This is a genomic window from Pararhizobium sp., from assembly GCF_965279435.1.
GTDB lineage: Bacteria > Pseudomonadota > Alphaproteobacteria > Rhizobiales > Rhizobiaceae > Pararhizobium.
The window spans coordinates 193,436-216,046 of the sequence record NZ_CBDIHY010000001.1 but is presented as its reverse complement, the minus strand read 5'-3'; the positions used below and the strand labels follow the sequence as shown (position 1 = coordinate 216,046).

Sequence of the window (22,611 nt, the reverse complement as noted above, 5' to 3'; positions counted from 1 at the left end):
AGACCATGAAACGTGATGCTTTCAATGCCAAGAACGCCCCTCAGCCGCGCGGCGGTTATTCGCAGGCCGTGAGGATCGAGGATTTTACCAAGGTGCTGTTCGTCAGCGGCCAGATCCCGGCCGATTCCGACGATGTGCTGCCAACAGGCTTCGAAGGGCAGGCGCGACAAGTCTGGCTGAATGTCGATGCGCAGCTGAAGGTGGCCGGTATGAGCAAGGCCGATATCGTCAAGGTCACCACCTATCTGTCCGACCGGCATCATACGATGGCCAACCGGGAAATCCGTGCCGAATATCTGGGCAGTTTGGCACCGGCGATGACGGTGGTGATTGCCGGCATTTTCGATGAGAGCTGGCTGCTCGAGGTCGAAGTCGTCGCCGCGCAGTAACCGGGATAGAGTGATGTTTTCGAAGATACTGGTTGCCAATCGCGGTGAAATCGCCTGCCGGATCATCCGCACGGCGCGGCGTCTCGGCATTCGCACGGTTGCGGTCTTTTCCGATGCGGATGCCGGCGCGCTGCATGTCGAGCTGGCGGACGAAGCCTTTCGCATTGGTGCGGCGGTAGCCAGCGAAAGCTACCTGAACGCCGGGCGGATCTTTGCGGCGGCCGAGCGTTCGGGCGCGCAGGCGATCCACCCCGGTTACGGGTTTCTGTCGGAGAACGCGGAGTTCGCAGAAAGCGTGGAAGCGGCGGGCATGGCCTTTATCGGGCCTTCGGCCGCGGCCATCCGCGCCATGGGTCTGAAGGACGCGGCAAAGGCGCTGATGGAGCAATCCGGCGTACCGGTGGTTCCCGGCTATCACGGTGACAACCAGGACGCCGCGTTTCTTGCCGAACAGGCCATCGATATCGGCTTTCCAGTGTTGATCAAGGCGCGGGCGGGTGGTGGCGGCAAGGGCATGCGCCGCGTCGATCGGGCGGAGGACTTCGTAGCATCGCTTGAGGCGGCGCGGCGGGAGGCTGAGGCCGCCTTCGGCGACGGAGCGGTGCTGATCGAAAAATATCTGATGAAGCCGCGCCATATCGAAATCCAGGTGTTTGGCGACCGGCATGGCAATGCCGTGCATCTGTTCGAACGGGACTGCTCGCTGCAGCGGCGCCATCAGAAGGTGATCGAGGAGGCGCCAGCCCCAGGCATGACGGCGGAAATGCGCCGGGCGATGGGCGAGGCGGCAGTGCGGGCAGCGCGCGCCATCGATTATTGCGGTGCCGGCACGGTGGAATTCATCGCCGATGTCTCCGATGGGCTTTGGCCCGACCGGTTCTTCTTCATGGAAATGAACACGCGGCTGCAGGTCGAGCATCCGGTGACGGAGGCAATCACCGGCATCGACCTTGTCGAGTGGCAATTGCGGGTGGCCAATGGCGAGCCGTTGCCGTTGAAGCAATCGGAACTGTCGATCGACGGCTGGGCCTTCGAGGCGCGGGTCTATGCGGAAGACCCTGCGCGTGGTTTTCTGCCATCGACCGGCACGCTGTCGCATGTCGGGTTTCCGGACGACGGTGTGCGGGTTGACGCCGGTGTGCGCCAAGGTGACCGGATCAGCCCGTTTTACGATCCGATGATTGCCAAGCTGATCGTACACGGACCGACGCGGGCGGCAGCATTGGCCAGGCTGACGGCGGCCTTGACGGCGAGCCATATCGGTGGCGTCGCCAACAATCTCGAATTTCTGACGCGGCTGAGCCAGCAGCCGGATTTCGCGGCCGGGCATCCCGACACGGGACTGATTGACCGGGAGGTCGAGGCGCTGACGGTGGCGGATGCGCCGGATGAAACGGCGCTGGCGCTCGCAGCTGTGCTGTCGCTCGGCATCCTGCAGGTGCCGCCTGTCGGCGACCCCTGGCAGTCGCTTGGACATTGGCAAATCTGGGGGCAGGCGACGCGCACGGTGACGCTGGATCATGCCGGGCAACGGCATGTGCTGCGGGTGGCGGCGCGTGGTCTCGATCTGTTTGCCGTGCATGGCAGCAACCGGGTCATCCCGGTGCGGATATCCGGACGGTTCGACGGCGGTTGTCTTGTCGAGGCCGATGGCCGGCAGAGCCGGTTGCAACGGCTTGAGATACCGAAGGGGTTTACGCTTCTTGTCGACGGCCGGGCCTTTGATTTCCATCTTCCCGATCCGCTGGATGGCGAAGCAGAAGGTGCCTCTGGAAGCGACCGCCTGACGGCGCCGATGCCGGGGCTGATCAAGCTGGTGCGCGTCAAGGAAGGCGACGCGGTGTCGAAGGGCGATCCCCTGATCATCATGGAAGCGATGAAGATGGAGCTGACGCTTTCGGCCAGCCGCGACGGCATCGTTGAGAATCTGTTTGTCGGCGAGGGTGATCAGACGGTGGACGGCGCGGTTCTTCTTTCGCTGAAGCCCGAGGAGGCCTGATGTCTCTCACGGATACGGGTGCAGCCGTAAACCAGGTGTCCATCGTCGAGATGGCGCCGCGCGACGGTCTTCAGAACGAGAAGGTGCTGATCGAGACGCAGGACAAGATCAGGCTGGTCGATATGCTGTCGGGCTGCGGCTTCGAGCGGATCGAGGTGACCAGTTTCGTCAGCCCGAAATGGGTGCCGCAACTGGCCGATGCTGCCGAGGTGATGGCCGGGATCATCAGGCGGCCGGGTGTGCGCTATTCCGTGCTGGCGCCCAATATGAAGGGTTTCGAGGCTGCGCTTGCGGCGGGTGCGGACGAGGTGGCGATCTTTGCCTCGGCCTCGGAAGGATTTTCGCAGCGCAATATCAATTGTTCGATTGCCGAGAGTATCGAACGGTTTCGCCCGGTGGCGGAGGCAGCGCGCAATGAGGGAATTGCGGTGCGCGGCTATGTCAGCTGCGTGGTCGAATGCCCTTATGACGGGGCTGTGGCACCTGAAAGCGCTGCCCATGTCGCGGGGCAATTGCTGAAGCTTGGCTGCTACGAAATCAGCCTTGGCGATACGATTGGCCGGGGGACACCGGAGGCGATGGACCGCATGCTGGCGACGGTGCTTGCGGCAATCCCGGCGAGCAAGCTGGCCGGGCATTTCCATGACACGTCGGGCCGGGCGCTCGACAATATCGGCGTGGCGCTCGATCGCGGCATCCGGGTGTTCGATGCGTCGGTCGGCGGGCTCGGCGGCTGCCCCTATGCGCCGGGCGCCAAGGGCAATGTCGATACGCTGCTGGTGGATCGCTATGTGAAGGGCCGCGGATTTGTCACCGGCCTCAACGAGGAAGCGCTTGAGGCGGCCTCGGTGTTTGCACGCGGCTTGAGGAGCTTGGCATGACATACGAGACCATTCGCGTCGCGGTTGACGGCAGGGGCGTGGCAACGCTGACATTGGCAAGGCCGGAAAAGCACAATGCCATGTCCGGCACGATGATCGGCGAGCTGACCACCGTAGCAAGGTTGCTGGGTGCGGATGCCGCTGTTCGGGTGGTCGTGCTGGCGGCCGAGGGTGCGAGCTTTTGCGCTGGTGGCGATCTCGGCTGGATGAAGGCGCAGATCGAGGCGGACCGGGCGGCGCGCATGAAGGAAGCCAAGCGGCTTGCCTTGATGTTCAAGGCGCTGAACGATCTGCAGAAGCCGCTTATTGCCCGCGTTCAGGGCAATGCGTTTGGCGGCGGCATCGGTTTGCTGTGTATTGCCGATGTGGCGATTGCCGCCGATATGGCCAGGTTCGGACTGACGGAAACACGGCTCGGGCTGATCCCGGCGACCATCAGCCCCTATGTGGTGGCGCGGATCGGCGAGGGGCAGGCGCGGCCCTTGTTCATGTCCGGCAGGATTTTTGATGCGCAGGAAGCACAAGCGTCGGGTCTTTTGACGCGCGTGGTGCCATCAGGCGATCTCGATGCGGCGATCGAAGCGGAGATAACACCCTATCTGCAGGTTGCTCCCGGGGCCGTTGGGCAATCCAAGGCGTTGGCGCAGTCGCTGGGCATGCCGATCACCGAGGCCGTTATCGAGGCGACGATCGAGCGTCTGGCGGACGCCTGGGAAACGGACGAGGCGCGGGAAGGGATTTCGGCCTTTCTGGAAAAGCGGGAGCCCTGGTGGCGCAAACCCGTTTAATCATCGGCTGCGCTTGAAATGCGCATGGTTTGAGCATATTTTGATACTGTACTTATCAAGATGTGTTAGGAGAGTGTCATGACAGCTTTGAGCTTCGATATGACGGTAAGCCGGTTCGGCGACGGGCAATCGCCGTTCCTGTCGGCTGACCGTGTCTCCAAGCAGCTCGGCGTCACCCTGTCCGAACTTGCCCGGCTGATCGGCGTTGCCCGCAATACGCTGACGGCGAAATCGGGTGCGCGCAAGGTGGATCATGCCTTGAGCCATGTCGTGCGCATCCTTGCCATGGCCAGCGAAATGGCCGGCGACGACAACCGTGCGACCATCTGGTTCAAGCATCAGCCGATCCCCGGCTGGGCGGGCAAGACCGCCTATGATCTGGTGAGCGAAGGCAAATCGGACAAGGTATTGGCCTATCTTGAGGCGGTGCGGTCCGGCGTCTATGCCTGATAAAATCGGGGAAACGCTGACATTGTGGCGCGCCTTCGTGCCGCAATGGGCCTTTGCGCCGCTTTCCGGCGAGGGCGCGGCGCGGTTCGGTGGCCGCTGGAACCCGGTGGGTGCTGCGACGATCTATGCGGCGCGCGAACTCTCGACCGCATGGGCAGAGTATAATCAGGGTTTTGTCCAGCATCCGGCGCTGATTGCGCAGCTGGATCTGAAGGACGCCGCGCTCGCCGACCTCACCGACCCCGTGGTGCTCGCCAGTCTTGCCGTGCCCGAGGATATTCATCTTTGCGAGTGGCGGATGCTGCTTGATGAAGGCAAGGTTCCGGAGACGCATCAGCTGCGCCAGCGGCTGATTGCCGAGGGATTCGACGGCGTCGTCTATCCATCCTTCATGTCGCCGGGCGGAACCTGCGTGGCGCTGTGGCGGTGGAATGCCAAGGGGGCACCGCGTCTCGACATTGTCGATCCGGACGGCCGTCTGCCGAAGACGCCGGCATCCTGGGTTTGAGCATTTTTGTGTCGGGTTGCTCGGTCAGTGGATGAAAGCTGCGGGCGACGTCGCTGAGAACGAACGATTTTTCCCAAATAGTCCATAAAATAAATAAACATAATTATCTAAATGTATCGCCGCGATGTAATTTCCCTCTACTTCCGGGGGAATAGCCGCGCATGTCCGACACGCCATCCTACATTATCAAAATCCCGGCCCGCCGCGTCGAGTGGCCGACGGTCATTCTAACCATCGCAATCTATGGCGGTTTTCTGGCGCTGACATTCTGGTGGCAATCGTTGCCGATCGTCATCGTTGCCCTTGCGGGTGGTTGGCTGATCGCCTGGCAGGGCTCGCTGCAGCACGAGGTTATTCACGGACACCCGACCGGCAACCAGCACATCAACGATGCGATCGGCTCCATTCCGCTGTCGCTGTGGCTGCCCTATCCGGTCTACCGCGAAAGCCATCTTGATCATCACCGCGACGAGCATCTGACCGATCCGATCGAGGATCCGGAATCCTCCTATTTTACCAGGACCACCTGGGAGCGGCTGGGGCGGGTGGGCAAACGTCTTGCCCACTGGAATACGACGCTGCTTGGGCGGCTGACGATCGGCCCTGCGGTCATGTTGGTCAGCTTCCTGGCGCAGGAAATGCGGCTGCTGCGGGCCGGTGAGCCCGGCCGGGCTCGCATCTGGACGGTGCATATGATCAGTGTTGCCGCCGTGCTGTTCTGGGGCACGGTGATTTGCGGCATGCCGTTCTGGCTCTATTTCTTCGGTTTTGTCTATCTGGGCGCGGCACTAACGCGGCTGCGGTCCTATGCCGAGCACCGCTATGCTGAAAAGCATGAGGAGCGCACCGCGATTGTCGAAAACAGCCACCTTTTCGGGCTGCTGTTCCTCTACAACAACCTGCATGTGCTGCATCACTTGAAGCCCGGCATTTCCTGGTACCGCTTGCCGTCGGTCTATCGCAGCAACCGCGAGGCCCTGATCGGCACCAATGGCGGGCTGGTCTATAACAGTTACTGGGACATCGCCCGGCGGTTTTTCCTAAAGCCCCATGACGGCATCACGCATCCCAAGCATTCCTGAGTGGGGCGTATCCACTTCAAAGTCTGGCGATGCGGCGTGGGCCGGATTGTGCTAGTGACGCCTGTTACCTGTGAAAGCTCCTGAATGCGCCTTGCCAGTTTAGCCATGTATGCCAGTCCGCCACCGCTTGCCGAAGCCACGGCGACCCTCTGGGGCTTTCTCAGCGAAGCACTGAAGCGGGCAGGGTTGGACGAGGTTCCGGCTGGGTTGGACGATGCCGTGGATTATCATCAGGCCTGGACGCGGCCGGATCTGCTGCTGGCCCAAACCTGCGGTTTTCCCTACGTCAAGCACCTGCGCGGCAAGGTAAAGCTGGTGGCTACACCGGCCTATGGCCATCCGGGCTGCGACGGACCGCTGATGCGCAGCTTTATTGTCGTGGCGAAGGACAGTGCTGCCGAGTCACTTGGAGATTTGCGCGGTGCGCGGGCGGCGATCAACCAGCCCGACAGCAATTCCGGCTCCAACCTGTTTCGCGCTACCATTGCGCCGCTTGCGCGCAGTGGGCGGTTCTTTTCCTCGGTGATCGAAACCGGCGGCCACCGCAACAGTATTGCGGCGATCAGCGACGGCAAGGCGGATGTCGCGGCGATCGACTGCGTCACCTATGGCAACGTGCTGCGGTTTGATCCGGAGAGCTTGGCCGGTGTCCGAATCCTTGCCGAGACAGTCAACGGGCCGGGATTGCCGTTCATCACCCGGGCGGATGCCTCCGATACGGAGGTGGCGCTCATGAGGCAAGCGCTGCAACAGGCCATTGCCGAGCCGTCGTTGGCAACCGTGCGTGATGTGCTGTGCCTCAAGGATTTTGCCATTCTTTCCGATGCCGATTATGAACCGCTGGCCGAGCTTGAACGTCAGGCGCAGCGACTGGGCTATCCCGTCATCGCCTAATGCGTAACGGTCGTGTTGGCGTTGACAACGGCCGGACTTGCACATGATCCGTCAGTACTATCTCAAACACCTGCAGCCCGTGACATGTCAAAAGGCCGGCTTCCGTCGATGTCATAGCAGCGTGGCTGAGGGGAAATCAGTCAACTCTATTGTTGCACCATTTTACGGTTGACTCATATTCCATTCCAACTAATAGTTCGGTTACAGAACGAATTAATTGAGGTGACTGTGAGCGAAACCCTGCGCATCTCCCGGAAGTTTTCCCAAAGGGCCGTGATGGAGGCAATCATCCAGAACGGGCCGATCTCCCGCGCCTCGATTTCCAAACAGACGGGGCTGTCCAAACAGACCATATCGGAAATCGTCCGCCAGCTGGAGCTGGACGACTGGGTGCGTGAGACGGGCCGCACCAGCGGCCATGTCGGACGCACGGCCGTGACCTACGAACTCGTACCGGATGCGGCCTATATTGCGGCTGTCGATCTCGGCGGAACCAAGATCAGGCTGGCGATTGCCAATCTCTCCTGCCAGGTCTTTGCCGAGGAAGTCGTCGCGACCGACCGGCGCGGCGGCCAGTTCGTTGTCGACCAGATCGCCGAACTTTGCGCGCAGGCGGCGGAGCATCTGAAAATTCCGCGCGAACGCATTCGCATGGCCGTGATCGGCGCCCCCGGCGCGCCGGACGCCAAGACCGGCCGCATCCTGCTGGCGCCAAACATTGCCGATTTCGATACGATGAACGTCGCGGCCGCCTTCGAGAAGGCGCTCGGCATTGATGTCATCCTCGAGAACGACGTCAATCTGGCAGTGCTTGGCGAAAACTGGCTCGGCCAGGGTCAGGGCATCGACAATCTCGCCTTCATTGCGGTCGGAACCGGTATCGGCGGCGGCTTGATGGTTGGTGGACAGCTGGTGCGCGGCGCGATGAATGCTGCTGGCGAACTGGGCTTCCTGCCGTTTGGCGCTGACCCTTTCGACCCGGAATCGCTGCGTACCGGCGCCTTCGAACGGGTCGCCGCCTCGATCGGCATCATGGAACATTATGCGGCGGCATCCGGCAAGACGGCGACCGTTCCGGCGATTTTCGAGCGGGCGGCGGGCGGCGATGTGCATGCGAGCGCGACCCTGGACGAGACGGCAAAATACCTGGCACGGGGCATCAGCGCGATTGCGGCGATTGCCAATCCGGAAAAGGTCATCATGGGCGGTTCGATCGGTCTTCGCCCGGAGCTGATCGAGCGTATCCGCAAGTTCCTGCCGACGTGTTTTCCTTATCCCGTCGAGATCGAGGCAAGTCAGCTCGGGCCACGCGCGGCGATCGTTGGTGCGGCGGCAATCGGTCTCAGCCATCTCCACAATGCGCTGTTCGGCGCCGATGCGCCCGACAGCCGTGTGTCGCTACCGCCGGCAGAAACGGTGATCTTCCGGGAGGCCCTGCGATAACAAGGGCATAACATAGTTTTGCGTTACCTGGGCGTGGAATTGGCCGTTGCAGCGCGCTCGGTGTTGCTCACTGCGCCGGCGCCATAGGCCCGCATGAAGGTGCGCACGGCATTGCGGGCCGCAGTGTCCAGTTCTGCTTCCGTTGGCGTGACGCCAAACAGAGTGCTCATCTGCAGGTCGGCATTGACCAGCGCCAGGAACTGGCGGGCAGCGACGTCGAAATCGTCGATCTCCAGAAAGTTCTTGTGGGCGAGCCGGGCAAAAAGGGCAGCCAGAGCCGTGCCGATCTTGCCGGGGCCATGCTGGCGCCAGCTTTCGAACAGGTGCGGATAACGCTCGCCTTCGGACTGGACCAGCTTGCGCAGGAATTTTCCATCCTGGTTACAGATGCAATTGTGGCTGAGGCGCACGGCAAAGGCGACGAGATCGTCTTCGAGATTGTCCGGCTTCTCGGGAAAGGTCGAGAGGGTGGTGAACAGCATCGCGTTTGCCCTGTCCATCACGTCCTCGACAACGGCGGTGAACAGGTTCTCTTTTTCGCGGTAGTGATTGTAGACGGTCTGGCGGGAGACACAGGCTTCGGCGGCGATCTCGTCGATGCTGGCGCCGGTAAAGCCTTGACGGCAAAACACTTCCGCGGCGGCTTCCAGAATAGACTTGCGCTTGGCGCACTGTCCGCGCTGGCTGTGCACCGACATTTTCGGAACTGGGTCGCTATTGGTTTTCATAAGGTCGAAGATAATGTCTCTTGACGTTTTAGACAATGGTGTCTAATTTTACACATGTGTCCAATTATATTGACACTGCCTGCCAAGCCGCCGATGAATCTCCCAATCACCGCGCGATCCGCTGGCAGCGATTACATTGAAACCTTGAGAGCAACGCGGCGCGACACCGGTCCGGTTTTGTGCTGCCGTTTTCTGAAAGATGACCCCATGACGTCTTCCTTCTTCCGGACTGCGCTCATCCTCGGCCTGCTGTCGGCCATCGGCCCCTTCGCCATTGACATGTACCTGCCGGCGCTGCCCTCGATCGGGCAGGATCTGGGTGCCGAGAACCATATCGTGCAGCTGAGCCTGCTTGCCTTCTTCATCTCGTTTGCACTGTCGCAGCTGGTCTATGGCCCGCTGTCCGACATGTGGGGCCGCAAGGCACCGCTTTACATCGGTATCGGCATCTTCGCGCTCGCCAGCATCGGCTGTGCGCTGGCAAGCGATATCGAAACGCTGATTGCCTTCCGCTTCCTTCAAGGCATCGGCGGAGCAGCCGGCATGGTCATCCCGCGCGCCATTGTCCGCGACATGCACACCGGCGTACAGGCCGCCCGCCTGATGTCGCTCTTGATGTTGGTGTTCAGCATCTCGCCGATCCTAGCACCGCTGACCGGCAGCGCCGTCATCGAGTTCTACGGCTGGCGCGGCGTGTTCTGGGCCGTGATGATCGCCGCCTTCATCGGCCTCATCCTGCTGGCAACGCAGCTGCAGGAAACCCGTCCCAAAGAACATCGCGCCGAAAGCGGTCTGCGCAGCGCCATGGCGGCTTACGGCCTGCTGCTCAGGGACAAGAATTTTCTGACGCTGACCTTCATCGGTGGCCTCGGTATTTCCAGTTTCCTTGTCTATCTCGCCAACTCGCCTTTCGTGCTGATCGATTATTACGGGCTGACGCCGACGCAATACAGCTTCGCCTTCTCCATCAATGCCGTGTCGTTCTTCGCGGTGTCGCAGGCGACCGGCTGGTTCGGCGAGCGGTTTGGGCTTGTCCGCGTCATGCGCATCGCGGTGACGGCTTTTGCCTTGACCATGGCGGCGATGGCGATCGTCATGAGCCTCGGCTTCAATCAGCTTCCGGTGATGGCCGCGTTCCTGTTCGTCGGTTACGGCTTCCTCGGCCTCGTCATTCCGACCAGTGCTGTGCTGGCGTTGGAAGATCATGGTGAGATCGCTGGCACAGCATCGTCGCTGATGGGAACGCTGCATTTTGTCACCGCAGCCGTCGCCATGGTCATCGCATCGGTGTTCTTCGATGGCACCGCCGTGCCGATGGCGATGGGCATCGCGCTCTGCGCCGTTGGTGCATTGCTGCTCACCCAGGCCACCATCGGCCGCCGCGCGGTTGCCGCTGCCGAGTAAGCGGCCGGTCGCAGGGATACGCAACAACAAAGGCCCGGGGCGATACTCCGGGCCTTTGTTGTTCAGACAGCTTTGGTTCTCCGCCATTTCGGCCAAGCGGCGATAGTGATGGCACGCAGCCCCCATTCCAGCGGGCCATAGGCGAAACGCGCCATCCACCAACGGCTGAGCATCAACTGCAGCACGAAGATCGCCGCAGCCGCAAGCAGGCCGGCCAGCGGCGACCATTGCCCCATCAGCCTGAAGCCGTAAGCGTGGAACAGGACTGCGCAGATCAGGGATTGCAGCAGATAGTTGGACAGAGTCATGCGGCCCGCTGGCGCCAGCGCTGCCGCCAATGGCCGACCGGCTTTGTGCTGGAACAGCATCATCATACCGGCGAGGTAAGCTGCGGTCAGAAAGGGCCCAAGCAGAATACCGAGCGCCAGCCCCAGCACATCCCAACCGGTGCCAACCAGATAGACGGCGCCATAAGCATAGAGCGCCGAAGCCGGAAGGCCGACGAGCAGGCCGATCCGCAGCATTCGGGCGTAAAACGGTGCGTAGGTTTTGAAATCGGCCAGCATGCGTCTTTTGCCCGCTGCCATGCCGGCCAGGAACATGGCGAAGGCACACGGTGCCTGCATGGCGCCGGTGACCAGCCAGATTTCGCTGAGATCGCGCAGATGTTGCGCAATCACGGTGCCCGGCGTCTCGCGATAGGCTGCCATGATCCTGGTGGCGTCACTCAGCGACGTCGAGAAATCGACGGCGGATGGCAGCAATATTTGCATAAGGCCGAGGCAAGCCCAAAGCAGCGCCGTGGCGATGATCAGCACTTTGGCGAGCCTGAGTATCTTTGCCTCCGGCGCTTGCCGGAAGGCAAGAAGCAGGGCGCCAAGCACCGCATAGGTCGTCAGGATATCGCCGTGGAAAAGCAGCACGGCATGCAGAAGACCGATCACCCAAAGAGCGGCCTGGCGCCGCAGAATGCGTGGCAGAAACGCCGCTCCGGACTTCTCGGCCGACTGCATCTGCAGGGTGAAGCTGTAGCCGAACAGGAACGAGAACAGCAGGTAGAATTTCATTTCGAACAGAAAGGCGATGAGGAAGCGGACCGCCATATCCAGTTCCGACGTGAAGAATGGGTCAACCACCGAAGCACCGTAAAAAGGAGACAGGAAGGCGCAGATATTGACGATCAGGATGCCGAACAGGGCGAAACCGCGCACGGAATCGACGTCGAGGATGCGCTCCTCGGAGATTGTTTGATGGAGCATGACGGTCAAATCGCTCCGGTATTCAGGCCGTGGCGCAGGAAACGGTCGAGCAGCGTGTGCATCATCTGCTTGTTCTGCAGCGGCCGGAAGTCCGGATCGACGGCAATCCGGCTGAAGATGCCGTCGATCAACGCAGCGATCCAGACGGTCGCGCCTGGGACGTCAAGCGCCTGGTCGATCTGGCCGCGTTTTGCGGCCTCTCGCAGCAAAACTTGAAGTGCTTCACGCAGGATCTTGTCGTTACGCTCAACGCGGCTGCGGATTTCTCCCTCACGCGTGGCTTCTGCGGCAATTTCGAGCATCAGGCTTGCGAAGGCCGGATCGGCAGCGAGATCGAGCACCATGTCCATGAAGGCGACAAGGGCTGCATAGAGATCGCTCTGCTGATCGATCTCTTCGAAACAGGCGGCCAGCGCGACACCTTCCTGATCGACGATGGCGATGATGATCGCCTGCTTGTTTGGAAAATAGTGAAAGAGATTGCCGGGGCTCATCCCGGCGGCAGCGCAAATTTCCGCGGTGCTGGTGCCGTGAAACCCCTTCTGGGCGAAGCAGGCTGTTGCCGCATCAATGATTGTCTTGCGGCGTTCAGTATATTTTTCAGGATCGATTTTGCGCATCAGAACTGCTCACTAATTATTAGACTGATTACTCTATCTATTAATTGTGCGAGAATGTCAATCGCTACCAGCGGGTCCGGGTGGGTAGGCGAGCGCCGTGCGAGGGGTGCGGGTTTTAAAGGCGCGAGAATTCAATTAAAGACATAAGCATTCCTTTATGTCTCTTGACTGAGCTTCCTGCTTGACGCATGGTAATGAGATCGTGGTTCTCCGGAGTTCGCATCCGGAGCTAAGAGGGAATTCGGTGCGATACTGCAAGGTGTCCATGCCGGAGCTGCCCCCGCAACTGTAAGCGGCGAGTTTCTGTCTACCTAAAGTCACTGGGACGCGAATGCCCTGGGAAGACCGGACAGCGACGATGACCCGCAAGCCAGGAGACCTGCCGCGATAGATAACGTCCACGGGCGGGGTGTCCCGGTGTGCCGCTTTGCGAAACGGCAGCCCATGTCTACCGTTCGACACGCAACGCGTCCGCCAGTGCCTTGCCCTTAACAATCGGGGTAAGGAAAATGACCATCACCACAGCAAACCTGGGATTTCCCAGGATCGGGGCCAGGCGCGAACTGAAGTTTGCGCTGGAAAGCTATTGGGCCGGCAAATCGGGCGCAGAAGATCTGCTCACCACTGCCAAGGGCCTCAGGGCAAAAAACTGGAACCTCCAGAAAGACAAGGGGATCGCTGTCATCCCCTCCAACGATTTTTCGCTTTATGACCATGTTCTCGACACCGCCGTCATGGTCGGCGCCATTCCGGCGGCCTATGGCTGGACGGGCGGTCCGGTCGATCTCGACACCTATTTTGCCATGGCACGCGGTAGCGAGAGTGGCGGACACGCAAGCTGCGGTCATGCCGAACACAGTCACGGTGTTCCCGCCCTTGAGATGACCAAGTGGTTCGATACCAACTATCACTACATGGTGCCGGAATTCACCGTTGATCAGGCGTTCGAACTGACCCACAACCGGCCGCTCGAAGCCTTTCTTGAGGCAAAGGCGCTGGGTATTCACACCCGTCCGGTTATTCTCGGGCCGCTGACATTCCTCAAACTCGGCAAGGCGGCGCAGGACGGCGTGTCCCCGGTCAGCCTGCTCGACCGGTTGCTGCCGGTCTATGCCAAGCTGCTCAATGAACTGGCGGAAGCCGCTGTCGATTGGGTGCAGATCGATGAGCCTTGCCTCGTGCTCGACCTTTCCGATGCCGAGCGTGCCGCTTTCGCGCATGCCTATCAGACGCTTCGCCACGCGGCCCCCGGCCTCAAGGTGATGCTGGCAACCTATTTTGGCGCGATCGGTGACAATCTTGAGACAGCGCTGAAACTGCCGGTCGCTGGTCTGCATGTCGATCTGGTGCGGGCGCCGCAACAGGCCGCCGTGCTGATCGACAAGGCGCCGGCGGATCTGATCCTGTCGCTTGGTGTCATCGATGGACGCAATGTCTGGCGCGCGGATCTCGCCGGCCTGTTCAAGCGCATCCAGCCGCTGATCGAGGCGCATGGACACGGCAAGGTGCAGCTGGCACCTTCCTCGTCTCTTCTGCATGTGCCGATCGACCTTGCCCTTGAAACGGCGCTCGATCCGGAACTGGTTTCCTTGGCTCGCCTTCGCGACCCAGAAACTCGATGAACTTGCCGTGCTGGCAAAGGCATTCGATGCGGGTAGCGCCCAGGCCGCCCAGGTCTTCGCAACCTCGATTGCGGCAGCGAATGCGCGTCTGACCTCGGTCAAGGTGCATGATCCGCTGGTCGCAGGCCGCCTGAAGCAGGTTGATGCCGGCATGCTGAAGCGCACGTCGCCCTTTGCGAAACGGCAGAAGCTACAGCAGCAGAGACTACGTCTGCCTTTGTTTCCGACGACGACGATCGGTTCGTTTCCACAGACGGCGGACGTGCGCAAGGCCCGCTCAAAGCATTCAAAGGGCGAGCTCTCTTATGTGGATTACCAGGCCTTTCTCGAGCGCGAGACTGAGCAGGCGATCCGCTGGCAGGAAGAGATTGGCATCGACGTGCTCGTGCACGGCGAGTTCGAGCGCAACGACATGGTGCAGTATTTCGGTGAACAGCTTTCCGGCTTTGCCTTTACCCAGCACGCCTGGGTGCAGAGCTACGGTTCGCGCTATGTCCGGCCGCCGATCATCTACGGCGATGTTTCACGCCCGAACCCGATGACGGTTGCCTGGTGGAAATATGCGCAGTCGCTGACGGCAAAGACCGTCAAGGGCATGCTGACCGGACCGGTGACGATCCTCAACTGGTCATTCGTCCGCGACGATCTTCCACGCAGCACGGTTTGCAAGCAGGTCGCCCTCGCCATTCGCGACGAGGTTCATGATCTCGCCGAGGCTGGCGCTGCCATGATCCAGATCGATGAGGCTGCCCTGCGCGAAGGGCTGCCGCTGCGCCGGGCGGACTGGAAGGCCTATCTCGATTGGGCCGTCGAGAGCTTCCACCTTTGCTCAACTGGGGTTTCCGACGAGACACAGATCCATACGCATATGTGCTACTCGGAGTTCAACGACATCATGCCGGCCATCGCCGCCATGGATGCAGATGTGATCTCGATCGAGACCTCCCGTTCAAAGATGGAGTTGCTGTCCGCCTTTACTGGCCGCGGTTATCCAAACGAGATCGGGCCGGGCGTCTACGATATCCACTCGCCGCGGGTACCCGCCGTCGAGGAGATGGTCGAGCTGCTGGACAAGGCCAGCGAAGGGCTGGTTGCCGGACAGATCTGGGTCAATCCGGATTGCGGCCTGAAGACGCGCAAATGGGAAGAGGTCAAGCCGGCGCTCGTCAATATGGTTGCCGCAGCAGCCCGGTTGCGTGCCGGCCTTGAGCGCGGCCGGGCGGTCAATTTGTAGTATCCGAGCGGCATGAAGGAAGGCGCCGGCAATCCCGGCGCTTTCCGCGCGCATGGCATAATCCGGAAAAATCCGGTTGTCCCCGGCAGCCCCCGAGCTATCCACAGCCGATTGCCGCGTTTCGCATTAACTCCCCATTATCCACAATGCCGGAAAAATTATGCGTCGTGGAGTGCGTTTCCGGCATCTACACATTGACGTTATTTTCCTGTCGTATACTATATCTAGTGTTCAAGGTTCCTCCGAGTCGCAAGGTTTGGAGGCTAAGAGGGAATACGGTGCGTTTGGCCTTTCTGGCCGGGCAAATCCGGAGCTGCCCCCGCAACTGTCAGCGGCGAGCGTCTGTTTCATTTCAAGTCACTGAAGCCTCATGCTTCGGGAAGGCGGAATGGACGCCACGACCCGCAAGCCAGGAGACCTGCCTTAAACAAAAAAACGTCCACGGGCGGGGTGCCCGGAAGGTCGCGTGATGTCGAGCGGAATGATTCCGCTTTGGATTGCGTTCTTCCGATGCCCGCCAAAAAAGCTTCGGGGTGAAGGCATGTCAGTCAATCGAATTCGCAGACCAAAAGATGCGGGATCGGCGGCGCAGGCCTAACCTCTCGCAGCATCGCAATGCAAGACCCCACGATCGGATCCGCGTGCAGCGGCTCGGAGCCTTTCGTGTGCCCGCAACATCACAGACCACGAGGAACGTCATGAACATTACCGTCTACAGCAAGCCTTCCTGCGTCCAGTGCACCGCGACCTATCGCGCGCTCGATCGTGAAGGCATCGACTATCAGGTCGTCGATATTTCCAAGGATGAGGACGCCTTCGCAAAGGTGATCGGCCTCGGCTACCAGCAGGTTCCGGTGGTGATTGCGGGCCAAGACCATTGGGCTGGATTCCGTCCGGACAAGATCAGCGCTTTCCTGAGCGCGGCCTGAGTGCGGATGGACAAGCGATGGGCCTGATCGTCTATTATTCCAGCCTGTCGGGAAATACCCATCGCTTCGTCGCCAAGCTCGGTTTGAAATCGGCCCGTATTCCCGTCAGCAGTGGCGCGGAAACGCCCGATGTGCGCGAGCCCTTCGTCCTCATCCTGCCGACCTATTGCGGCGATGACGGCAAGGGCGCTGTTCCCAAGCAGGTAATCCGCTTTCTCAACAATGCGGACAACCGATCCCTCATCCGGGGCGTGATCGCTGCCGGAAACAGCAATTTCGGCGAGACGTTCGGTCTCGCGGGCAATGTCATCTCGGATAAATGCCGGGTGCCGTACCTCTACAGGTTCGAGCTTCTGGGTACGGACGAGGACGTCGCCAATGTCATCAATGGATTGGAACGATTTTGGACGTCTCAACGCTCGAACGCCCTTTGAAGGCGACGGAAACCGCGATTGACTATCACGCGCTGAACGCGATGCTGAACCTCTATGACGACGAGGGGAAAATCCAGCTGGACAAGGACCGGCTGGCTGCCAAGCAGTATTTTCTCCAGCACGTCAATCAGAACACCGTGTTCTTCCATAATCTGAGGGAGAAGCTCGATTATCTGGTGACCGAAGGCTATTACGAGCGCGAGGTTCTCGACCAGTATTCGTTCAACTTCGTGCGCGACCTCTATGATCACGCCTATGCGAAGAAATTCCGTTTCCCGACCTTTCTCGGCGCCTTCAAGTATTACACCAGCTACACGCTGAAGACCTTCGACGGAAAGCGCTATCTCGAGCGCTACGAGGACCGTATCTGCATGGTGGCGCTGGCGCTGGCGCAGGGCAACGAGGCGACGGCCCGCGACATGGTCGACGAGATCATTTCCGGCCGGTTCCAGCCGGCGACGCCGACCTTCCTCAATGCCGGCAAGAAGCAGCGCGGCGAGCTTGTCTCCTGCTTCCTGCTGCGCGTCGAAGACAATATGGAATCGATCGCCCGTGGCATCAATTCAGCGCTGCAACTGTCGAAGCGCGGCGGTGGCGTTGCGCTGTCGCTCACCAATATCCGCGAGGCTGGTGCCCCGATCAAGCAGATCGAAAACCAGTCATCCGGCATCATTCCGGTGATGAAGCTTCTGGAAGACAGTTTCTCCTATGCCAATCAGCTTGGCGCCCGCCAGGGGGCAGGGGCCGTCTATCTGAACGCCCATCACCCCGACATCATGCGCTTCCTCGATACCAAGCGCGAAAACGCCGACGAGAAGATCCGCATCAAGACGCTGTCGCTCGGCGTCGTCGTTCCGGACATCACCTTCGAACTGGCGAAGAACAACGAGGACATGTACCTGTTTTCGCCCTATGACGTGGAACGCGTCTACGGCGTGCCGTTCACCGAAATCTCGGTGACCGAAAAGTACCGCGAGATGGCGGACGATGCCCGCATTTCCAAGAAGAAGATCAAGGCCCGCGAATTCTTCCAGGTGTTGGCCGAAATCCAGTTCGAGAGCGGCTATCCCTACATCATGTTCGAGGACACGGTGAACCGGGCCAACCCGATCGCCGGCCGCATCACCATGAGCAATCTCTGCTCGGAAATCCTGCAGGTGAGCGAAGCCAGCGAATATAATGACGACCTTTCCTACAAGCATATGGGCAAGGACATTTCCTGCAATCTCGGCTCGCTGAACATTGCAGCGGCGATGGACTCATCCGATTTCGGCAAGACCATTGAAACGTCGATCCGGGCGCTGACCGCCGTTTCCGACATGAGCCATATCTCCTCGGTTCCCTCGATCGAGAAAGGCAACGACGACAGCCACGCCATCGGTCTCGGCCAGATGAACCTGCACGGCTATCTCGCTCGCGAGCGCATTTACTATGGCTCGGAAGAAGGCGTCGATTTTACCAATATGTACTTCTACACGGTGACTTATCACGCCATTCGCGCTTCGAACCGGATCGCCGTCGAGCGTGGATCGAGCTTCAAGGGCTTCGAAAACTCGAAATATGCGTCCGGCGACTATTTCGACAAATATACGGAACAGGAATGGGTGCCGGCGACCGGACGTGTGCTTGAACTGTTCGAGACCGCCGGCATCCACATCCCGACGCAGGAAGACTGGCTTTCCCTGAAGAAGGACGTCATGGCAACGGGGCTCTACAACCAGAACCTCCAGGCCGTGCCGCCAACCGGGTCGATCTCCTATATCAACCATTCGACCTCCTCGATCCATCCGATCGTCTCGAAGATCGAGATCCGCAAAGAAGGCAAGATCGGCCGCGTCTACTATCCGGCACCGTTCATGACCAATGACAATCTCGACTACTATCAGGATGCCTATGAGATCGGGCCTGATAAGATCATCAACACCTATGCGGCAGCGACCCAGCATGTCGATCAGGGCCTGTCGCTGACCCTGTTCTTCCGCGATACGGCAACGACGCGCGATATCAACAAGGCGCAGATCTATGCCTGGAAGAAAGGCATCAAGACGATCTACTACATCCGCCTTCGCCAGATGGCGTTGTCCGGCACCGAGGTGCAGGGCTGCGTGTCGTGCAGTTTGTGATTTGAGGCGCTGCCGTTTCAGTCACGCTTGAGCCCGGAGCCCCCTCATCCGCCTGCCGGCACCTTCTCCCCGATGGGGAGAAGAGACAAGCGGCTAGCGCGAGGTTCCCCTCTCCCCTTGGGGAGAGGGCAGGGTGAGGGGGCCAGGCACCCTGTAAGATTTTGTTGAAGAAAGACATCCCATGAACATCGCCATCAAGCCAGTTTCGCGCGTGTGCGCCATCAACTGGAACCGCATCGAGGACGACAAGGACCTGGAAGTCTGGAACCGGCTGACGGGAAATTTCTGGCTGCCGGAAAAGGTGCCGCTTTCCAACGATATTCCATCCTGGGCGACGTTGCGGCCGGAAGAGCAGCAACTGACGATCCGCGTCTTCACCGGGCTGACGCTGCTCGACACGATCCAGACCAGCATCGGCGCGCCAAAACTGATGGAGGATGCGATCACCCAGCATGAGGAAGCTGTTTATTCCAACATCTCCTTCATGGAAGCGGTGCATGCCCGTTCCTATTCCTCGATCTTCTCGACGCTCTGCTCGACGCCGGATGTCGATGACGCCTATCGCTGGTCGGAGGAAAATGAGCATCTGCAGAGGAAGTCGACGCTGATCCTCGAACAGTATCGCAATCCCGATCCGCTGAAGCGCAAGGTCGCCAGCGTCTTTTTGGAGAGCTTCCTGTTCTATTCCGGCTTCTACCTGCCGATGTTCTGGTCGAGCCGGGCAAAGCTGACGAATACCGCCGACATGATCCGCCTGATCATCCGCGACGAGGCGGTGCACGGCTATTATATCGGCTACAAGTTCCAGAAGGGGCTGGAGCGGTTGAGCACGGAAAAACGGCAGGAGATCAAGGACTTTGCCTACGAACTTCTGTTCGAGCTTTATGACAACGAGGCCAAATATACCGAAACGCTCTATGACGGCGTTGGCCTGACCGAGGACGTCAAGAAATTCCTGCATTACAACGCCAATAAGGCGTTGATGAATCTCGGCTACGAGGCGCTGTTTCCAGCCGAAGCCTGCAAGGTCAATCCGGCGATCCTCTCGGCGCTATCGCCGAATGCCGACGAGAACCACGACTTCTTCTCCGGCTCCGGCTCGTCCTACGTCATCGGCAAGGCCGTTGCGACAGAAGACGACGACTGGGATTTCTGAGTGAAACGGGATTGGAGGCCGGCCGGTCCCGCTATCTGCGCTATACCCAGAATTGAAGAATACCGGCAGCGTTTGCCGGTATTTTTATGCGGTTCGCGGTGACACCGCCGTGCCTGTTCGTATTCCGTGGCGATTGTAACTGTAACGTACTCCCCAGCGCCCGGGAAAACGGCAATATATGCTATAGCCCTCATTTGGGGTATGGCCCACTCGAATGGGTGAATTCGAACCGACAGATATACATCCGCCTACCAAACCAGGTACGAGATCGATGTCGACCGGCACGGCGCAAAAAGGATTGTGGAAGCTGATGCTGAAGTTGCCTGCCCTGCGCGGCCAGCTTCAGATACTCAGCGCGCGCAATGCAAGTCTGCTCACTCTTTGCGACGCTTTTCACGATGCAAGCTCCACGCTCGATACATTGAGGAGAGATCCCAACGTCGATAATGCGATCATTCGTGAATACGAAACGTTGTGCAGCGAAATCGAGGACGAGGTGATCGCGATCTGTCTGCTTGCGCCAAACAAGCTGCGTTGAGAAATCGGTCTATACTGTTGTTTGTCCTCTTTTTTGCCTTGCCTCAAAGTGGGACGTTTCTGCGCTCCATTATTACTTTTGAAACAGTCAATAGAATTTTTAGCGTTTGCGGACACAGTTCTTCAGCAAAGAGCGTTTGACTGCTGTGCCAATTCCGTGTGCTAATGTGACCTCAGGTTGAAGACTTGGGGGCGGGTATGAGCGGCGAGCGTAAAATCGAGCGATCATTCTGCGAACATATCGACCAGGGGAAGGCGCAGGCCGAGATCGACCGGCTGCTGACGGATTCCCGTTTTCAATCTCCCGAACGCAACAGAAATTTTCTCCGCTTCATCGCCTCCGAATTTTTCGAGGGTAGGGCCGAGGCTATCAAGGCTTATGCGATCGCGGTCGATGTGTTCGGCCGCCCAGCCAATTTCGATCCGTCGGTTGACCCGATCGTGCGTATCGAAGCAACCCGGTTGCGCGCCGCGCTGACACAATATTATGACGCCCACGGAAGCGACACCGGTATTCGTGTCGATCTGCCGCGCGGTCGGTATGTTCCCGTCTTCACCCGCATGGCGCCAAACGAGATGGCTAGCCCGTCTGCCGAAGCCGCTGAGCCGGATGTGTCGGCTCAGGCTGCGAGCGTGGAAGAGAGCTCAGGCAGGCGGTTTTGGGGAGCCAACACGCGGCTCGCCTTGGCGTGGTTGCTGGTCGGCATCGGCCTTGCCACATATGTGTTGACGATAGGTCTGGACGCCTGGAAGCATAACGCATTGAGGCAGAAACCCTTGGTTTCCATAGCGTTCAGCGGTGATACAGACACACCGGAACAGGACGTTGAAAAGATCCGGGATTACCTTGCAGTGGCGATCTCGCAGTTCCAGACCGTCCGGCTTGCCTCGACCGTTGATCATACGGTGACGGCGTCTTTGGGTGAATGGACTGCTCCAAAACTTGTATCGGCGCTCAGGGGGCAGCGGGTGGCCGATGACTATCGCATCGTTCTTAAATATGAAGGGAAGGGCAACCAGATCTTTGTCTGGTGGCAGGTGACGGATGCGTCCACCGGGGAAATCCTGCTGTCGGGGATCGAGGATGCGTCACTGCCGGATGCGGTTGCCTTGCCTGCAAGCCAGAGCCTGGCAAACCGGCTGGCACGGACGCTTGTCGGGACCCGTGGCGTCATCAACACCATCGAAACACTCCATGAACTCAATGCACCCTCGCTCGGAAACGGCTGTATCCTGAGAGCAATAGCTGCGGGCGACCGTGGCGACGAAGCGGGGATCGTCGATGCCCGCAGCTGCCTGGAACAGACTTTGGCTATCACGCCCAATGACGCCGGTGCCAAGGCGGAACTGGCAATTGTCCTTCTCGCACAGGACCCGGTCGAAGCGCCGACGGAGGTCTCCGATCGCGCCTATGAGCTGGCCGCCGATGCGGTGAAGCTCGCGCCGTTTTCCGACCGCAGCAAATATGCGCTGATGATCAGCCAGTTTCGCTCCGGTCAGGTCGAGGCGGCGATCGAGACGGGATATGCGGCGATCGCACTTAATCCCAACAACAGCGATATCGCCGCGCGGCTGGGGCTTTACCTCTTTACCGCCGGCCGTTGGGAAGAAGGCGCCGGACTTGCTGTGCGGTCAGCGCAGATGGCCCGGAATATTGCATCCGACAGCCTGTTGACCCGCGCGCTGAATGCTTACCGGCTTGGCCGTTTCGACGTTGCGCTGGCACTGTCACAGCAGCTGAAGATGTCTGGTGATTACGTGGTGCATGCGGTTCTGGCCGCTGCTGCCGGCCAGTTGGGAAGAACGGATGACGCACGATTGGCCCTGGCCAGTCTCGGGGCGGGTCGCGCCGATTTCGACGTCGCATTCCGCAAGAGCATGCGGGCGCGTTATTTCACGCCGGAGCTGACCGACCTTCTCGAAATCGGTGTGCTGAAGGCGGCGCCAAAAAAATCCTGAGACCGCAGTCCGTTTGGCAAGTGGTGTAGCCTGCATTCAGGGCACCGCCCGCCGCATGCCCTCGATTTCGCAAAAGTAACTGTAACGTACTTGTTTCAGCGCGCCATCGTGCAAGGCTTCCAAGTCTGTTTCCATGCCTGCCCGGATTTTAGCGGCGACACTCAATGCTCAC

19 protein-coding genes, 1 pseudogene and 2 riboswitches are annotated in these 22,611 nt (G+C 59.8%); of the genes and pseudogenes, 17 read left to right on the top strand and 3 right to left on the bottom strand.

Annotation, left to right across the window (positions count from 1 at the left end; genetic code table 11):
- The first annotated feature begins 5 nt into the window (after positions 1–5).
- The 9 genes from ACQY8Q_RS00955 (at position 6) to ACQY8Q_RS00915 (ending at position 8,434) form a co-directional block, all read left to right on the top strand.
- Entirely contained in the window at positions 6–389 is a 384-nt protein-coding gene (locus ACQY8Q_RS00955; protein WP_428423734.1) for a RidA family protein, read from the top strand.
- 13 nt (positions 390–402) lie between these two features.
- Complete coding sequence (locus tag ACQY8Q_RS00950) at positions 403–2,388, top strand: acetyl/propionyl/methylcrotonyl-CoA carboxylase subunit alpha (protein WP_428423732.1); 1,986 nt, start codon at positions 403–405, stop codon at positions 2,386–2,388.
- Entirely contained in the window at positions 2,388–3,269 is an 882-nt protein-coding gene (locus ACQY8Q_RS00945) for a hydroxymethylglutaryl-CoA lyase (protein WP_428423730.1), read from the top strand. The genes ACQY8Q_RS00950 and ACQY8Q_RS00945 overlap by 1 nt, the downstream gene beginning before the upstream one ends.
- Positions 3,266–4,057, top strand: a complete 792-nt coding sequence (locus ACQY8Q_RS00940) for a crotonase/enoyl-CoA hydratase family protein (protein ID WP_428423728.1) — start codon at positions 3,266–3,268, stop codon at positions 4,055–4,057. The genes ACQY8Q_RS00945 and ACQY8Q_RS00940 overlap by 4 nt, the downstream gene beginning before the upstream one ends.
- Positions 4,058–4,135: 78 nt before the next feature.
- Positions 4,136–4,507 (top strand): antitoxin Xre/MbcA/ParS toxin-binding domain-containing protein, encoded by a 372-nt coding sequence (locus ACQY8Q_RS00935; protein WP_428423726.1) that lies wholly within the window; start codon positions 4,136–4,138, stop codon positions 4,505–4,507.
- Positions 4,500–5,015 carry an RES family NAD+ phosphorylase gene (locus ACQY8Q_RS00930; RefSeq protein ID WP_428423724.1) on the top strand — a complete coding sequence of 172 codons (516 nt, stop codon included), beginning with the start codon at positions 4,500–4,502 and terminating at the stop codon, positions 5,013–5,015. Before ACQY8Q_RS00935 ends, ACQY8Q_RS00930 begins: the two co-directional genes overlap by 8 nt.
- A gap of 161 nt (positions 5,016–5,176) precedes the next feature.
- Positions 5,177–6,097, top strand: coding sequence for a fatty acid desaturase (locus tag ACQY8Q_RS00925; protein ID WP_428423722.1), 921 nt, complete (start codon positions 5,177–5,179; stop codon positions 6,095–6,097).
- A gap of 84 nt (positions 6,098–6,181) precedes the next feature.
- Positions 6,182–6,991, top strand: coding sequence for a phosphate/phosphite/phosphonate ABC transporter substrate-binding protein (locus tag ACQY8Q_RS00920; RefSeq protein ID WP_428423720.1), 810 nt, complete (start codon positions 6,182–6,184; stop codon positions 6,989–6,991).
- A 228-nt stretch (positions 6,992–7,219) separates the two neighbouring features.
- Positions 7,220–8,434: an ROK family transcriptional regulator gene (locus ACQY8Q_RS00915; protein WP_428423718.1), complete on the top strand. Its 1,215-nt coding sequence runs from the start codon at positions 7,220–7,222 to the stop codon at positions 8,432–8,434.
- Positions 8,435–8,457: 23 nt separating this feature from the next.
- On the opposite strand, the gene ACQY8Q_RS00910 is transcribed toward ACQY8Q_RS00915, so the two are convergent.
- Positions 8,458–9,198: a TetR/AcrR family transcriptional regulator C-terminal domain-containing protein gene (locus ACQY8Q_RS00910; protein ID WP_428423716.1), complete on the bottom strand. Its 741-nt coding sequence runs from the start codon at positions 9,196–9,198 to the stop codon at positions 8,458–8,460.
- 171 nt (positions 9,199–9,369) lie between these two features.
- On the opposite strand from ACQY8Q_RS00910, the gene ACQY8Q_RS00905 reads away from it, so the two are divergent.
- Complete coding sequence (locus ACQY8Q_RS00905; RefSeq protein ID WP_428423714.1) at positions 9,370–10,566, top strand: multidrug effflux MFS transporter; 1,197 nt, start codon at positions 9,370–9,372, stop codon at positions 10,564–10,566.
- A 62-nt stretch (positions 10,567–10,628) separates the two neighbouring features.
- Here ACQY8Q_RS00905 and ACQY8Q_RS00900 read toward each other — a convergent pair whose 3' ends face one another.
- Together ACQY8Q_RS00900 and ACQY8Q_RS00895 are read right to left on the bottom strand one after the other, a co-directional pair.
- A complete protein-coding gene (locus ACQY8Q_RS00900) occupies positions 10,629–11,825 on the bottom strand; it encodes a DUF418 domain-containing protein (RefSeq protein WP_428423712.1) in 1,197 nt (398 codons plus the stop codon).
- Between the two features lie 5 nt (positions 11,826–11,830).
- The gene (locus ACQY8Q_RS00895; RefSeq protein ID WP_428423710.1) at positions 11,831–12,445 is read right to left on the bottom strand and encodes a TetR/AcrR family transcriptional regulator; all 615 of its coding nucleotides are present in this window, start codon (positions 12,443–12,445) and stop codon (positions 11,831–11,833) included.
- Positions 12,446–12,631: 186 nt separating this feature from the next.
- A riboswitch (cobalamin riboswitch) is annotated at positions 12,632–12,846 on the top strand.
- A gap of 108 nt (positions 12,847–12,954) precedes the next feature.
- On the opposite strand from ACQY8Q_RS00895, the pseudogene metE reads away from it, so the two are divergent.
- The 7 genes and pseudogenes from metE (at position 12,955) to ACQY8Q_RS00860 (ending at position 22,439) form a co-directional block, all read left to right on the top strand.
- Positions 12,955–15,301, top strand: a pseudogene (gene metE / locus ACQY8Q_RS00890) (5-methyltetrahydropteroyltriglutamate--homocysteine S-methyltransferase).
- 217 nt (positions 15,302–15,518) lie between these two features.
- A riboswitch (cobalamin riboswitch) is annotated at positions 15,519–15,741 on the top strand.
- 258 nt (positions 15,742–15,999) lie between these two features.
- A complete protein-coding gene (gene nrdH / locus ACQY8Q_RS00885) occupies positions 16,000–16,230 on the top strand; it encodes a glutaredoxin-like protein NrdH (protein WP_428423708.1) in 231 nt (76 codons plus the stop codon).
- Between the two features lie 17 nt (positions 16,231–16,247).
- Positions 16,248–16,664 (top strand): class Ib ribonucleoside-diphosphate reductase assembly flavoprotein NrdI, encoded by a 417-nt coding sequence (gene nrdI, locus ACQY8Q_RS00880; protein ID WP_428423706.1) that lies wholly within the window; start codon positions 16,248–16,250, stop codon positions 16,662–16,664.
- Positions 16,634–18,787, top strand: a complete 2,154-nt coding sequence (gene nrdE, locus ACQY8Q_RS00875) for a class 1b ribonucleoside-diphosphate reductase subunit alpha (protein WP_428423704.1) — start codon at positions 16,634–16,636, stop codon at positions 18,785–18,787. Before nrdI ends, nrdE begins: the two co-directional genes overlap by 31 nt.
- A gap of 181 nt (positions 18,788–18,968) precedes the next feature.
- Entirely contained in the window at positions 18,969–19,943 is a 975-nt protein-coding gene (gene nrdF, locus ACQY8Q_RS00870) for a class 1b ribonucleoside-diphosphate reductase subunit beta (RefSeq protein ID WP_428423702.1), read from the top strand.
- 271 nt (positions 19,944–20,214) lie between these two features.
- A complete protein-coding gene (locus tag ACQY8Q_RS00865) occupies positions 20,215–20,481 on the top strand; it encodes a hypothetical protein (protein ID WP_428423700.1) in 267 nt (88 codons plus the stop codon).
- Positions 20,482–20,678: 197 nt separating this feature from the next.
- Entirely contained in the window at positions 20,679–22,439 is a 1,761-nt protein-coding gene (locus ACQY8Q_RS00860; RefSeq protein ID WP_428423698.1) for a tetratricopeptide repeat protein, read from the top strand.
- Positions 22,440–22,611 lie beyond the last annotated feature (172 nt).

What these genes read in the sequence shown, in the direction of transcription:
- ACQY8Q_RS00955 (WP_428423734.1), top strand. Translation starts at nt 6, where the DNA reads ATGAAACGTGATGCTTTCAATGCCAAGAACGCCCCTCAGCCGCGCGGC.
- ACQY8Q_RS00950 (WP_428423732.1), top strand. Translation starts at nt 403, where the DNA reads ATGTTTTCGAAGATACTGGTTGCCAATCGCGGTGAAATCGCCTGCCGG.
- ACQY8Q_RS00945 (WP_428423730.1), top strand. Translation starts at nt 2,388, where the DNA reads ATGTCTCTCACGGATACGGGTGCAGCCGTAAACCAGGTGTCCATCGTC.
- ACQY8Q_RS00940 (WP_428423728.1), top strand. Translation starts at nt 3,266, where the DNA reads ATGACATACGAGACCATTCGCGTCGCGGTTGACGGCAGGGGCGTGGCA.
- ACQY8Q_RS00935 (WP_428423726.1), top strand. Translation starts at nt 4,136, where the DNA reads ATGACAGCTTTGAGCTTCGATATGACGGTAAGCCGGTTCGGCGACGGG.
- ACQY8Q_RS00930 (WP_428423724.1), top strand. Translation starts at nt 4,500, where the DNA reads ATGCCTGATAAAATCGGGGAAACGCTGACATTGTGGCGCGCCTTCGTG.
- ACQY8Q_RS00925 (WP_428423722.1), top strand. Translation starts at nt 5,177, where the DNA reads ATGTCCGACACGCCATCCTACATTATCAAAATCCCGGCCCGCCGCGTC.
- ACQY8Q_RS00920 (WP_428423720.1), top strand. Translation starts at nt 6,182, where the DNA reads ATGCGCCTTGCCAGTTTAGCCATGTATGCCAGTCCGCCACCGCTTGCC.
- ACQY8Q_RS00905 (WP_428423714.1), top strand. Translation starts at nt 9,370, where the DNA reads ATGACGTCTTCCTTCTTCCGGACTGCGCTCATCCTCGGCCTGCTGTCG.
- ACQY8Q_RS00900 (WP_428423712.1), bottom strand. Translation starts at nt 11,825, where the DNA reads ATGCTCCATCAAACAATCTCCGAGGAGCGCATCCTCGACGTCGATTCC.
- ACQY8Q_RS00895 (WP_428423710.1), bottom strand. Translation starts at nt 12,445, where the DNA reads ATGCGCAAAATCGATCCTGAAAAATATACTGAACGCCGCAAGACAATC.
- nrdH (WP_428423708.1), top strand. Translation starts at nt 16,000, where the DNA reads ATGAACATTACCGTCTACAGCAAGCCTTCCTGCGTCCAGTGCACCGCG.
- nrdI (WP_428423706.1), top strand. Translation starts at nt 16,248, where the DNA reads ATGGGCCTGATCGTCTATTATTCCAGCCTGTCGGGAAATACCCATCGC.
- nrdF (WP_428423702.1), top strand. Translation starts at nt 18,969, where the DNA reads ATGAACATCGCCATCAAGCCAGTTTCGCGCGTGTGCGCCATCAACTGG.
- ACQY8Q_RS00865 (WP_428423700.1), top strand. Translation starts at nt 20,215, where the DNA reads ATGTCGACCGGCACGGCGCAAAAAGGATTGTGGAAGCTGATGCTGAAG.
- ACQY8Q_RS00860 (WP_428423698.1), top strand. Translation starts at nt 20,679, where the DNA reads ATGAGCGGCGAGCGTAAAATCGAGCGATCATTCTGCGAACATATCGAC.